Source organism: Lysinibacillus sp. FJAT-14745 (genome assembly GCF_001275675.1).
Lineage (GTDB): Bacteria > Bacillota > Bacilli > Bacillales_A > Planococcaceae > Lysinibacillus.
The window spans coordinates 119,322-133,406 of record NZ_LITM01000002.1 but is presented as its reverse complement, the minus strand read 5'-3'; the positions used below and the strand labels follow the sequence as shown (position 1 = coordinate 133,406).

The window sequence follows — 14,085 nt, the reverse complement described above, 5'->3', positions numbered from 1 at the left end:
CTCGATATTATATCAAAAAATCAACATTAAACTTTAACACTGCCAGGTATATTCAAACAAACCAAATGACAAAGCGTCAAACAATTTTCGCATTTTATGATGTGATATTATTTGACGCTTACTTGTTTAACTTAAATAAAAAGTCGAGCAAGACTTTACCACATACATAAAAAACAAGGGAGGTTGAGCCATAAATGGGACTTAGATTAATTATTGCAGAAAAGCCATCCGTAGCGAAGAACATTGCAGATGCTTTAAAAATTAAAAACAAAAAAGATGGTTTCTTTGAAGGAAATGGTTATGTAATTACATGGGCTTTCGGCCATCTTTTGCAGCTTTTTGATGCCAAAGATTATGATAAAAAGATGGAAAAGTGGCAGATGGAGAACTTTCCATTTATCCCCGAGAATTTTCGTTACAAGGTGAAGACGGATCCTAAAAAAAGAGGGAAAGAAGATTTTGGAGCGAGAAAACAGCTGAGAATCATTAATAGTTTAATGAAGCGACAAGATGTTCAAATGGTCATTTCTGCGTGTGACTTTGATAGAGAGGGACAAATTATTGGAGATAGTATCATTTATCAGCTTAATAGTCAAAAGCCGGTGTACCGTCTTCTTTTAAATGAATGGACGGCTGAGGAGGTTCTTAAAGGGTTAGAAAAAATTATGCCTAATAGTGAGATGAAACCCCTTCAAGATGCAGGTATTAGCCGCCAATGGGCTGACTGGATGATCGGCATTAATTTAACCTCTGTAGCTACATTGAAATACCAAAAAGGCTCGGGAAAAGCTTTGAATATTGGGCGAGTATTGTTGCCTACTTTAAAAATAATTTATGATCGGGATAAAGAAATCGAACATTTTGTTCCGGAGGACTACTTTAAGCTAGCTGCTACGTTTAGCACAGATGATGGACGCGTATATGAAGGTATTTATATTGAAAATAAAATAGAAAAATTTAAAAATAGGGCAGATTTAGAAGCGGTACAGCAAGCGCTAATCAATAGAAAAGCAGTGATCGTGGATAAAAAGGTGGAACTGAAAAAAGAATATCCGCCGTATTTATTTAACCTTTCTAATTTACAAGGGTTTATCACAAGCAAATTTAAAGGTTGGACTTCCGATAAAGTGTTAAAGGTGGCACAATCCCTTTATGAAAAGAAATATATTACGTATCCTCGTACAGCAAGTGTCGTCTTAGAGGAAAGTTTAGTAGAGAAGACTGCAAAAGTATTGGATAAATTGAAAACAGGATTACCGTATGAACATGAAATCCAGTTTTCCAAAAAGAAGCGTGTTTTCGACAACTCTAAAGTAGAAAGCCATAGTGCGATTATACCGACGTATGTAATACCTAAAACTTTATCAAATGATGAAGCCATTGTTTATCATGCAATAAAAAATCGTTTCATTATGCAGTTTATGCCTATTGCAGAATATGAAGAAACTCGCATTACGACGAAGGTTAATAGTAGTGATATAAAAGGGATGTTCGCAACTAAAGGAAAGGTTCAATTAGTAGAAGGGTGGAAAAAGGTTGAAGACATTAAATCGAATGATGTCATTCTTCCTTTAATAAATATAAATGAACTAGTAAATATTGTAGAGCATAAGATTACAGCTCATACAACAACGCCACCTAAACAACATACTGAAAAAACATTACTTAGAGTAATGGAGACGTGTGGTAAAGGGATTGAAAATGAAGATAGTAATGAAATCATGGCGGCTATTTTAAGCGGTTATAGCATTGGTACTCCGGCTACTCGGGCGGAGACGATAAAGAAACTGATTACAGTCGGCTATATTACTATGGAAAATAAAAATTTAGTGTGTACGGAGCTTGGTAAAAACTTAGTAGAAACATTCCCTGTCAAAGATTTATTTGATTTAGAGTTTACGGGTCGATTAGAAAAAACATTATCGGAAATTGAAAAGAGAAAGTTTACGAAGGAACAGTTCCTCCATTTAATTGTTAATTTTACTGTCAATGCCGTTCAGACGATTAAAAATAGTGAAGATGTGACACTCAGCAAAGTAACACGAGCAAAGAAGAAATTTGAAGTAGTGGGGAAATGCCCATTATGTGGTCATAGCGTAATCGAAGGGCAAAAAGGCTTCGGCTGCAGTAACTGGAAAAAGGGCTGTAAATTTGTCATCTGGAAAAACGATAAATTTTTAGCCACGATGAAGAAAAAGCCTACCAAAACAATGGTGAAGAAATTGCTAGCAGAAGGAACGGTATTGGTAAAAGGCTTAACGAGTAAAAAAGGGTCTAAATTCGATGCTCACTTAAAATATGAAAAAAATATAGACAACGAATATTTTAGTTGGAAAATGGAGTTTGCGGAAAAAAAGGCTTAAAATTAAGTATATTGTTGATTCTTTTTTTAAAAAATTTAGAGTAAGTTCGAGGAGTGAAAGATTTGTTAGTGGATCGTGTAGAATGTTGTCCTCACTGTGGTGTTAGCTTACAAGGCGAGGAGATACCAAAAGAACAACAAACATCGTATAATACCACACATTTCACGAGGAAAATTGGGATGACAACGTTAGAAGCTGACAGAATTTTGTATTGGCAATGTCCAGATTGTCATAATAAATGGCCATTGAAATAATTTAATTAATAGTATGATTGTTGGCGGGTCTAAAAGTATTTAATTTTATTGCCATGTTTTTTCACCTAGTTAGACTAACAAAATGTACATTGTTATTTTGACATTTCAAAGCAATCAATCGCGTTTAAGTTGAAAGCAAAACCACTTTTTTATAACTTGTAAGTGGTTTGCTTTTTTGTTGAATTTTTTGCAGACAATATGGCAAACTGAATACGAAGATAAATCTGAGCATGATCCATCTTTCTAAGAGTATAAGCATCTTACGAATAAAATTATGTATTGAGTTAAGTACGCCATGCTCTACCTGGGATACTAAACAAGTTTTTAAATACTATAGTTAAGATGTTAACATATTGGAGGAAGAAAAATTGAGTAATAGGAGATCAGTTGGATTAGAGTTGCGCACATTATCACTTTTAATGAGAAGGCAATTAGATCAAACTACATGTACGATGCTACCGGAAAGAGATAATCTTACTGCCATGCACGGTTGGACGATTAGTTATCTTTATAAAAATCGAGATACAGATGTGTTTCAAAAAGATTTTGAACGAGAATTTTCTATTCGCAAATCAACTGCGTCTAGAATATTAAAATCCATGGAAAGTAATGGTTTGATTACAAGGCAAACTGTTCCGTATGATTCAAGACTCAAAAAAATTGTCTTAACAGAAGATGCGTTGAAAATACATGACCGTATCATGACACGTAGAGCAATGCTTGAACAAAAATTACTAACAGGTATCCCGGAAGAGAAACTTGACGTTTTTTTTGAAGTAATGGATGCTATGAAAGAGAATATTGAATCTTGAAGAAGATGCTATTTTGAATTATTTTTCACTATATAGTTAGCATGCTAACTAAATTGAGGAGGACTGCAAACATGTTGAAAATATTTAAATATTTAAAACCAAAAGAATGGACGCTAATTGTAGCCAGCATTGTGTTCATTGTAGGGCAAGTGTGGCTGGATTTGAAGTTGCCGGATTATATGTCTAAAATTACGACCCTTGTACAAACGGAGGGCAGCGAAACGAGCGAGATATGGACAGCTGGAGGGAAGATGCTTTTATGTGCCCTTGGCAGTATGATATTGGCAGTCATTGTTGGCTATTTTGCGGCAAGGGTAGCAACGTCTCTTTCAAAGGAATTGCGAAAAGGAGTATTTAACAAAACTCTATCTTTCTCTATGGAGGAAATTAATGGTTTTTCAATCGCAAGCCTAATTACTCGTTCTACTAATGATATAACGCAAATACAGCAAACTGTTGCAATGGGTCTTCAAGTTATGATCAAGGCTCCTATCCTTGCAACATGGGCGATTTTGAAGATTACCGGGAAGAGCTGGGAGTGGTCGGTGGCAACAGGTGTGGCTGTCATTGTTTTACTTATTATGATAGGCAACCTGATCATCTTTGTGCTACCGAAATTTAAAGTTGTTCAAAAACTGACAGATAATCTTAACCGAGTAACAAGAGAAAGTTTAACTGGTATTCGTGTTGTTCATGCCTATAACGCACAACAGTATCAGGAAGAAAAATTTGAACAAGTAAATAACAATTTAACGGATACAAATCTTTTTGTGAACCGCCTTATGGCCATTATGCAGCCGGGGATGAGTCTGATTATGTCAGGTTTAACGCTTTCTATCTACTGGATTGGAGCTCATTTGATTTCGAATGCAGGGGGTACGGATCGAATCGGTTTGTTCAGTGACATGGTCGTATTTTCATCTTATGCGATGCAGGTAGTTATGGCATTTATGCTATTATCTATGACGTTCATTTTACTGCCGAGAGCAGCGGTATCTGCAGCACGTATTAATGAAGTACTAAATACACCGCAGACAATTATTGATGGAGAAATACAATCGTCGCCGAAGGGAAATGAAGGTGAAATCGAACTGCGTAATGTTAGTTTTAAATATCCTGATGCAGAAGACTATGTTTTAAAGGATATTAGCTTTACAGCACAGAAAGGCGAAACTGTTGCTTTTATCGGTTCTACGGGTAGTGGTAAGAGTACGCTAATTAATTTAATCCCAAGATTTTACGATGCTACGGAGGGAGAGGTATTAGTCGACGGCATTAATGTGAAAGAATATGCACAAGAAGCTCTTTATAATAAGCTTGGCTACGTCTCTCAAAAAGCCGTATTATTTTCAGGTACGGTAAAATCTAATGTTGCCTACGGTGATAACGGCCAGGCTTCATCCACAGATGAGGACATCAAAAAAGCGGTGGAAATTGCCCAAGGGCAAGAGTTTGTGGAGAAAATGGATGGCGAATATGATGCGACTATTGCCCAAGGTGGTACAAATCTTTCAGGGGGGCAAAAACAACGTCTTTCTATTGCAAGAGCAGTGAATAGAAATCCAGAAATCTTTATTTTTGACGATTCGTTCTCTGCCCTAGATTACAAAACAGATCGTCAACTTCGTTCTACCCTGAAAAAAGAGACGAAAGGTGCAACCTCTTTGATTGTGGCACAGCGAATTGGAACGATTAAAGATGCTGATAAAATCATTGTTCTTGATGAAGGTAAAATCGTCGGTATGGGGAAACATAGTGAATTATTGAAAACTTGCAACACTTATCAGGAAATTGCCTATTCGCAGCTATCGAAGGAGGAGTTGGAAAATGAGTAATACACAAACAAATAAGCCCCAAAGAGGTCCCGGTGGTCCAGGTCATATGATGGCTCCTGGAGAAAAGCCAAAGAACTTTAAAAAGCCTATGGGAAAGTTGATTGTTTATTGTAAACCTTATTTACCAGTGATCATCTTTGCCATTGTATTGGCAGTTGCAGGAACAATTTTCACGATCATTGGACCTAATAAGCTGAGTGAGATCACCGATTTGATAATGAATGGCATGACTAGTGAGATTGATATTACGGCAATAGGAAAAATTGGTCTATTACTTGCTATTTTGTATGGATTGAGCTTTGTATTCAATTATATTCAGGCGTTTATTATGGCTACTATTACGCAGCGAGTTTCCAAAAGGTTACGTTCAGATATTTCGAACAAAATCGATAGATTACCATTGAAATACTTTGACTCTACAACCTACGGAGATGTGTTAAGTCGTGTCACGAATGATGTGGATATGATTGGACAGTCTTTGAACCAAAGTATTGGTTCGTTAGTGACTGCGGGAGTTATGTTCTTTGGATCTTTGATTATGATGTTCTATATTAATGTTACGATGGCTCTTTCTGCCATTGCTGCAACTTTCGTTGGATTTGTATTCATGTCATTTATTATATCCAAATCCCGAAAGTACTTCATACGCCAGCAGCAGGACCTTGGTAGAATAAATGGCCATATTGAAGAAATCTATTCAGGGCATAATGTCATGAAGGTTTATAACGGTGAAAAAGCGGCCACGCAAGAATTTAATGAAATCAATGAAAGTCTTTTTAATAGCGCTTGGCGAGCACAGTTTATGTCAGGGATGATGATGCCGCTCATGATCTTTATTGGAAATTTAGGTTATGTTGTTGTGTGTGTAGTAGGTGCTGCATTAACAGTGAAAGGTTCTATTACATTTGGTGTTATTGTTTCATTTATGGTATATATCCGCTTATTTACGCAGCCATTGTCTCAGTTAGCACAAGCAGCTACAAGTTTGCAATCAACTGCCGCAGCAAGCGAACGTGTATTTGAGTTCTTACAAGAAGAGGAACTTGAAGACGAAAGTGATAAGAAAGTCACTTTAGATGCCAAAGATGTCAAAGGAAATGTAGAATTTAAAAACGTTAAGTTTGGCTATACGAAAGAGAAACTTATTATTAAAGATTTTTCTGCTCATATAGAAGCCGGTCAAAAAGTGGCCATTGTCGGACCTACTGGGGCTGGGAAAACAACACTTGTTAATTTACTCATGCGTTTCTATGAAATAGATAGTGGGGAAATCATGATTGAGGACGTACCGACAAAGTCGATTTCTCGTAAGAATGTTCACGACTTATTTTGTATGGTGCTGCAAGATACTTGGCTTTTCGAAGGTACCATTAAGGAAAATATCGTTTATAACAAAGAGCATGTAACCGATGAAGAAGTGGTTGCTGCTTGTAAGGCAGTAGGTTTGGACCACTTTATTAAAACGTTGCCGAAAGGTTATGAGACAGTTTTAAATGATAATACAAGTTTATCTGTAGGACAGAAACAGCTTATTACGATTGCTAGGGCAATGGTTAAAAAAGCACCATTACTTATTTTAGATGAAGCTACTAGTTCCGTTGACACTCGTACTGAAGCGCTTATTCAAAAAGCAATGGATAAATTGATGGTGGGCAGAACCTCATTTGTTATTGCACATAGACTTTCAACAATTAAAAACGCCGATTTGATTTTAGTTATGAAAGACGGAGATATTATTGAAAGTGGTAATCATGAAGAACTCATTGCAGAAAAAGGATTCTATGCGGATCTATATAATAGTCAGTTTGAAGATGCTTCTTAAAATAAAGAACGAAAAAATCACCTCTTAGTAATTCTTAGAGGTGATTTTTTGTTGACGGGATATAACTTTGATGGGGTTTTCAGGAGTAATAGTGACTATATGATAAAAGGTTAATATATAGGGTTATAACGCAGCCAAATCATCCAAGGCGGAGTGAATGTATAATTCGTGCTCTGAATTCGAATGAAAAAGTAAGTTATATAACTGAAAAAAGACCTTATTGAATAAGGCCTCTCCAGATATTTTTGGTTTTATATTCTTTTAAGTGTGTAACTTCTTCTCCGAACCATGATGGAGGTGTGAATTCTTTCGCTTGTTGCTCGCTTTCGAATTCTATTTCGGCTACAACTAACTCTGGATTTACGAAGATATCGATCATTAAATCGTATCCTTTGTAATCGAAGAATCTTCGGTACTTTTCTACACCAGGCTTTAATGCTAGGTTATCTAAATCAACGAAAACTTCTTTGCTGATATCGAATTTGATTTCATTTCGAATCATACCACTTCCGCTTTTGTAGGACATATCAAATTTCTCGATACCCCCTTCCACCTGTTTTCGAATTCTTACTTCTTCAATTCCGTGCACTGTTAGGTAATTTTGATAAACTGTCTTTGTTTCAAACGGACTCATTCCCTTCGGAAGTTCACCGATTAAAAACTTGCGTTCAATTTCTTGCAAAATGATAACCTCCCAATATAAATATAGTTACTCCAACGGAACCTTTATGTACCTCTAATTGAGAAATTCTATATATGTATTGTAATCCATTATAAGTCAAAGATGTTTTTAATTAATAGGCTATGTTAAATTTAAATATATTTTTTTGTAGACAAACTGAAAAGAATATGCCTATGTTTTCTAGCTAGATAGATATTTTATCTACTAAGAGGAATCTATTTTGATTGATTATTGTCAAAATGCAGGTGTGTTGATTAACTATTTTTATACATCCAAAGAGGCTGATTTCCGCTACGGGCTACTCGCTTTCCTGCGGGCGAGCGTCGAGTCGCTTCCTCCGCTTCGCTCCGTGCAGGGTCTCGTCTGTCTCGCTTTCCCGCGGGAGTCGAGTAGCCCTACGCTACAATCAGTTAAAATGGAAATATATTGGCAAAGCGGTAACGAAAAAATCCTTTTATCGCTCAATAATAAACTTATTTTTTCCTAATCAACACGCCTGGTCAAAATGGATTCTTCTTTTTGTTTTCGTATAAACAAATGGCATTAGCGTTTACAAATATATAAACTTATTGTATATTGTTTATTAAATAATAAACGCGGAGAGGTTTTGTTTATGAATATAAGTGATGTGACAATAGAGGAATTATCGAAGGGATATGTAAATACAGGTGATGGCTATGAATGTATCTTTTGTAAAGAAATATTTGATGTCGAAGAAGTGTTCCAAATAGATAATCGTTTTTTTACGGCTAAAAAAGCTATACAACTCCATATCGAGAATGAACATAACTCAGTGTTTGAAGCGTTACTGCAATTAGATAAGAAGTATACAGGGCTATCAGATATCCAAACCGAATTGCTGATGCTATTTGCAACAGGGGCGCCAGATAAGGACATTATTAATAGCACTTCTGCAAATAGCATTTCAACGATACGACAACATCGATTTAAATTGAAAGAAAAAGAAAAACAAGCTAAAGTTTTTCTGGCAATTATGCAGGCTTTAGAAACAACAAAAGTATACGAACCAATTCATAAGGGGGCAACACAGGTGGATGAGCGTTATGCGATAACAGTAGACGAGAAAGAAAAAGTGTTAGCGACGTATTTTAAAAATGGTTTAGATGGTCCTATTGAAAGTTTTCCAAGTAAGGAAAAACGAAAAATAATTTTATTACAATACATTGTAACGAAGTTTGCGGTAGGGCGTAAATATAGCGAAAAAGAAGTAAATGAGATATTAAAACCAATTTATAGCGATTATGTATCCATAAGAAGATACTTAATTGAATATGGTTTCCTAGATCGAAGTGACGATTGTACGACGTATTGGGTGAAAGAGGTTTAAAATGAACAGAGATAAATCTAATAACCTAAATATTCCTATAAATCACATTAGTTGTTACTAATTTTTATATTAACTATACTTACGTTGTAGTCATATAGAAAGGGTGATTGGATGAGTAAGAACTTTATTATATTTGGAGCAAGTCAAGGATTAGGTGATGCATTTGTAAAGGGGTTACCAACAAAAGGGGATACAGTATGGGTGGTGTCTCGAACACGACCAAGTAGCCTAGATATAAATGATGGTGTAAATCGTAAGTGGTTGACTATTGATTTATCTAGTCAACAACATATTCCTGCTTTAAAAGAAGCTTTACAAGGCGTTGCTATTGATGTATTAATTTACAATGTTGGAGTATGGGAAAAGCGTGGTTTTGAAGATGACTATACGTTTGATCACGATGAAGTTGGGGATATTGCAAATATAATTAATGTTAATTTAACTTCCACAATTACATATATCCAAGCACTATTACCTAATTTAAGACAGGCGGGAAATGGAAAAATATTTTTAATAGGATCGACAGCAGGTTTAGATCATACGAATAATGCACAAGTTTCGTTTGTTACATCTAAATTCGGCTTACGAGGCATTACAAATGCTTTACGCGAGCATATTAGAAAAGATAAGATCACTGTAACGTGTATTAATCCAGGAGAACTGGCTGCTGAAGTACCTTTTGAAGAAGGGGCTGAAAAAGCAATTAAGTTGTATAAAGGTACACGTATTCCTGTACAAGATATTGTAGCCATTGTTCAATGTGTTATTAATTTATCACCAGTTTCATGTGTGAAGGAAATAAATATTCCTGCTATTACAGATATGAATGTATAATTCAGTATAAAAAACGGCTCACATGTTGAACGATTCTGTTCAATATGTGGGCCGTTTAAAATGGTGCTTATTTCATAATTATTTCCTTTGAATTTTACATATCATTATAATTTATAATCCCAACTTTATTGGCTGTAATGACTAGTCTAACTTTCAAAGGTATTAGTTACGCATTTACGATTCCAGCGATTATTAGTTTACTGTTGATTTTACCAATCATATTAAAATTTAATTGGGCGAAGGGTGTGTATAATTATGTAACGGTTGCCGGATGGGAAGTCCCGAGTATTTTATTGCTGGCACCAGTTATGTATCTGATGTATGTAGCACAAACAATTAGTATCGCACCTATACTTGCCATTTTAACGGCAATCATTGCATTCCAAATAACGGCAATTGTGAATTGGTTAGTGGTGCAAGGAGAGGCATAGTAGAGTTTTTATATAAAAAGAGGAGAAAAGCGACTTCGTTTTTCTCCTTTTCTCCTTTTAAGCCACTAATAATGGCAGCTTTTAAATACCGTTTTGACTTTTAAACTTGAAAATCTCATCAACAGCTTTGCGATACCCACCTGATTTTTGGAAGGATTCTCTAATGTTTGCAATAGCTTTATGGAATGAAGGGGAGTTTAACACATGATTGACCGCTTCATTTAGTTGATTTGCTGTCAAACTTTGCATTTGTAATTGAATACCTGCTCCGATGTTAGTAACTTGCTGAGCAATTATCGGCTGATCCGCGCTTAGTGGGATAACGATTAGCGGAACCCCGTTATAGAGAGCTTCATTCGTACTGTTCATGCCACCGTGTGTGATAAATAATTTGGTGTATTTTAGCAATTCGGTTTGTGGAACATAATTTTTTACAATGAAGTTTTCAGGAATCTTTCCTAATTCATCAAGTTGAGTTTGACCTCCAATAGACATGACAACGGTATGCTCCGTATTCCCGAATGCCTTAAAACAAAGCTTATAGAAATCAATGGCTTGATTTAAAACAGTACCGAGTGAAATGTAAATGGGACTTTTTTCTTTGATGGCAGTAAGGTCAAAGTCTTCTTGTATTAATCGTGAAGAGATGGATGGACCTACAAATTTATAGGTTTGGTCAAATGTTTCTCCAAAAGGTTGAAATTCCCTAGTTGTATAAACGATTGTAAGCGGTGCGGGATTACAAAAAACTTCATAAGGTGAATTGATGTCAACATCATATTTTTCTTTAATTTTTGTTGTTAGGAGTTGAAAATCATCATTGATCCTTGTTAAAACTTCAGTTGGAACATTTTGCGAAAGATGTTCTATTGTTTTATCAAATGATTCTTTAGTCTGCGCAAAGGATGTACATGAATTGATTGCCGGAAGCTTAAGGATTTTGGCAAGTAAATGGCCACAACCGAACATAGAATCGTGGATGATGTAATCAAAATGCTCTCCTTTAATCTGTTCAAGAACGCTAGGTATGACGATATCTGCAGTAAGTAAAAGCCCGTTGACTCTCTCAAGTAAATGATTTCTTCCACCTGAAATAAAGGCTTTGATAAATTTTTGACCGTCAAATGTGCGCACGGTTGCTCCAGTCTTCTCAATAGGTTCTCGAAAAGCTTCTATCGTAAAGAACACGACCTCTTCTCCTTGCGCAATTAGCTCCTGCACAACACCGATAGTTGGATTGATATGTCCTTCTGATCCACCGTTAATAAATAAAACACGTGCCAATTCTACCACTCCTTAAGTAAAAATATTTTCAAGATTGTGTAAGAGTAATGGATACTGTCACATATCATTGCTTAACTATGTTAAAGCAGCTTGAGATCTTTTCGCAAGTTTAAGCATTTATCCTTTCTAGGTGAACAGCTATATTGAAAGGTGAAATAGTAAAAGGGGAAAAATAGCCACTTAGAGATACCGTATTGGACTTTTATCACTAATAAAAATAATAAAGCACTTGGATAATAGTGTAGAAAATCAATTTAATTAGAAATGTTTTGTAAAAGTATCTGTGGTTTGGAAGAACATCGCAAAAAAAGTCAAAAATCATTAATTTTTATTCGTTATGATGATAAGTGAAGGGGAGGTGAAATACCGTTGAAAAATGATTGGCTAATTCAAAAAACAATAAATTGGGTTGAATCACATTTACATGAGCAAATTTCCGCAGATGATATTGATGCAGTGAGTGGATTATCAAGATATCATTTTCACAGGGTTTTTCAAACCTCTGTTGGAATGTCTGTCACGGAATATATTCGAATGAGGCGACTTGCAAATGCTGCAAGTATACTTCTTCATACGAATGAAAGAATTATTGATATCGCGTTCTATTATCAATTTGAGTCACAAGAATCTTTTACACGAGCGTTCAAAAAACTATATGGTTTGCCACCAGGGCAATACAGAAAAGTAATGAGAGCTATGAGAAAAAACAAGGAGGAATCAATAATGGAAGAGAAAATTAAAGGCTGGTTCATTAGTGGGAGTCATCCATATAATTATGAGATAGGAATAGATCAGAAAAATGTACATCAAGGAAAGGCATCGGGATATTTAAAATCAAAAACGGTTCAAGCACCAGATGAATTTGCTACAATGATGCAACAATTTAAGGCAAATGAATTTAGAAATAAAAGAGTTAAACTCTCGGGGTTTGTAAAAACTGAAAATGTAAAACAATTCTCGGGACTATGGATGCGAGTAGATAGTGCATCGGAGGACAGCTTGCAATTTGATAATATGAGTGATAGACCAATCATTGGTACAAATAGTTGGAATCGATATTCTATAGTTCTTGATGTACCAGAAAACAGTGCAATAATAGCGTTCGGTATTTTACTAGCAGGAACAGGGGAAGTTTGGCTGGACGGGCTTAGTTTTGAGGTAGTTGATAAAGATACTCCTACAACCCATATTAGTTTTGATAACCATCTTTTAGAAGAACCGACAAATCTATCATTTGAAGAATAAATCTAGACATATATTTACTTTACTCTAATATATTTTGAGCTGTATCGGCAGCTCTTTTTTTATATATAAGAGGAAGATCTTCTAACGAATATGAATGCTGATGGACTTACTCTGAAAATTCGTTGTTATAGTATTATCTGGCATTCCTTATCCAGGAGGAGGTATTATATGGTTATTGACATGCAGAATTTGCAACAATGAGAAGGAGAGTAACATGTACACAATTGGGCAAGTAGCAAATTTTTTAGGCGTATCTAGAGATACCTTGAAATTTTACGAGGAAAAGGAATTAGTAAAGCCAAAGCAAAATATGGAGAATGGCTATCGAAAGTATAATCATTTGGATATTTATGATATAACAACAGTAAATTTCTATAGAGAAATTGATATTGAAATAAAAAAAATCCAGGAATTAAGAAAAAGTAAAAGTATTGATGGAATACAATCATTATTAGAAGAGAAAGAACAAGAGGTTTTACTGGAAATAGAATATAAAAAACTACTATTAAAAAAGCTTCAAATAGTAAAAGAAGATTGTGAAAAAATTAAACAGTTTTCAGGACAATACATAATCAAGGAAATGAGGCCTCTAGAAATAAAGGGGGAGATAGAACATTTTACTGCATATGATGAATATGACACTTTAAAAAAGAATACAGACAGCTTAAAAAAAGCAGTTACGCTCACATCTTTAAGAAGAGTCATTAATTTCAATGAAGACGGTATTATAGAAGATAAGTTTATCATTGTCAGAAAAGTGGAAGACCCTGATGAAGAAATAGAAGGTGAAATTCTATCCCATCCAAAATGTATGTATACAATTATTGAAGATGGCAGATGGTCAACTGCTGGAAAAAGTATTGATCATAACGTGGAAGCGAGTTTAAGAAACGAAGCACTAGAAAAAGGGTATGAACTTTTGGGGCAAGTTTATATAAATCTATTACTGACCACTTATGAAGATGGGCTTGAACGTGTATTTTTAGAGATTTATGCACCTATCAAGTGAAACCCCTCGCTTTGCTGAGGAGGCATACTTTATTCAACATAATTTCATGAAGGAAGAGCCCGTTATTTAGAGGTTCTTCCTTTTTTTTGTATCTTTTGAAAACCCCTTGCTATGCGAGGGGTTCTAAAGAGCTTCTAGCTATGGACAAGAAAAAAACCCCAGCCGT

The 14,085-nt window shown here is 35.3% G+C and carries 13 protein-coding genes; 11 read left to right on the top strand and 2 right to left on the bottom strand.

Annotated elements, in window-relative coordinates:
- Nucleotides 1-194 precede the first annotated feature (194 nt).
- The 5 genes from AMS59_RS02105 to AMS59_RS02085 all read left to right on the top strand — a co-directional run bounded on the left by AMS59_RS02105 (nt 195) and on the right by AMS59_RS02085 (nt 7,086).
- On the top strand, nt 195-2,363 hold the full coding sequence (locus AMS59_RS02105) for a type IA DNA topoisomerase (protein ID WP_053482113.1): 2,169 nt from the start codon (nt 195-197) through the stop codon (nt 2,361-2,363).
- Nucleotides 2,364-2,431: 68 nt separating this feature from the next.
- Nucleotides 2,432-2,617, top strand: coding sequence for a hypothetical protein (locus AMS59_RS02100; protein ID WP_369814305.1), 186 nt, complete (start codon nt 2,432-2,434; stop codon nt 2,615-2,617).
- A 368-nt stretch (nt 2,618-2,985) separates the two neighbouring features.
- Nucleotides 2,986-3,429, top strand: coding sequence for a MarR family winged helix-turn-helix transcriptional regulator (locus tag AMS59_RS02095; protein WP_053482111.1), 444 nt, complete (start codon nt 2,986-2,988; stop codon nt 3,427-3,429).
- 71 nt (nt 3,430-3,500) lie between these two features.
- Nucleotides 3,501-5,264 (top strand): ABC transporter ATP-binding protein, encoded by a 1,764-nt coding sequence (locus tag AMS59_RS02090; protein WP_053482110.1) that lies wholly within the window; start codon nt 3,501-3,503, stop codon nt 5,262-5,264.
- The gene (locus AMS59_RS02085; protein ID WP_053482109.1) at nt 5,257-7,086 is read left to right on the top strand and encodes an ABC transporter ATP-binding protein; all 1,830 of its coding nucleotides are present in this window, start codon (nt 5,257-5,259) and stop codon (nt 7,084-7,086) included. Before AMS59_RS02090 ends, AMS59_RS02085 begins: the two co-directional genes overlap by 8 nt.
- A 217-nt stretch (nt 7,087-7,303) precedes the next feature.
- Here the strand turns inward: AMS59_RS02085 and AMS59_RS02080 are convergent, their stop codons facing one another.
- Complete coding sequence (locus tag AMS59_RS02080) at nt 7,304-7,768, bottom strand: CYTH domain-containing protein (protein WP_053482108.1); 465 nt, start codon at nt 7,766-7,768, stop codon at nt 7,304-7,306.
- 220 nt (nt 7,769-7,988) lie between these two features.
- Between AMS59_RS02080 and AMS59_RS02075 the strand changes: the two genes are divergently transcribed.
- From AMS59_RS02075 to AMS59_RS02060, 4 genes are all read left to right on the top strand, one after another.
- Nucleotides 7,989-8,255 carry a hypothetical protein gene (locus AMS59_RS02075; protein WP_053482107.1) on the top strand — a complete coding sequence of 89 codons (267 nt, stop codon included), beginning with the start codon at nt 7,989-7,991 and terminating at the stop codon, nt 8,253-8,255.
- A 126-nt stretch (nt 8,256-8,381) separates the two neighbouring features.
- Nucleotides 8,382-9,116 carry a DUF2087 domain-containing protein gene (locus AMS59_RS02070; RefSeq protein ID WP_053482106.1) on the top strand — a complete coding sequence of 245 codons (735 nt, stop codon included), beginning with the start codon at nt 8,382-8,384 and terminating at the stop codon, nt 9,114-9,116.
- 111 nt (nt 9,117-9,227) lie between these two features.
- Nucleotides 9,228-9,950, top strand: coding sequence for an SDR family oxidoreductase (locus AMS59_RS02065; RefSeq protein ID WP_053482105.1), 723 nt, complete (start codon nt 9,228-9,230; stop codon nt 9,948-9,950).
- Between the two features lie 137 nt (nt 9,951-10,087).
- A complete protein-coding gene (locus AMS59_RS02060) occupies nt 10,088-10,381 on the top strand; it encodes a hypothetical protein (protein ID WP_053482104.1) in 294 nt (97 codons plus the stop codon).
- A gap of 81 nt (nt 10,382-10,462) precedes the next feature.
- On the opposite strand, the gene AMS59_RS02055 is transcribed toward AMS59_RS02060, so the two are convergent.
- Nucleotides 10,463-11,665, bottom strand: coding sequence for a macrolide family glycosyltransferase (locus tag AMS59_RS02055; RefSeq protein ID WP_053482103.1), 1,203 nt, complete (start codon nt 11,663-11,665; stop codon nt 10,463-10,465).
- Nucleotides 11,666-12,034: 369 nt separating this feature from the next.
- Here AMS59_RS02055 and AMS59_RS02050 point away from each other — a divergent pair, with 369 nt between their 5' ends.
- Nucleotides 12,035-12,910, top strand: coding sequence for a helix-turn-helix transcriptional regulator (locus AMS59_RS02050; RefSeq protein WP_053482102.1), 876 nt, complete (start codon nt 12,035-12,037; stop codon nt 12,908-12,910).
- 214 nt (nt 12,911-13,124) lie between these two features.
- Nucleotides 13,125-13,919: a MerR family transcriptional regulator gene (locus tag AMS59_RS02045; RefSeq protein WP_053482101.1), complete on the top strand. Its 795-nt coding sequence runs from the start codon at nt 13,125-13,127 to the stop codon at nt 13,917-13,919.
- Nucleotides 13,920-14,085: the final 166 nt, after the last annotated feature.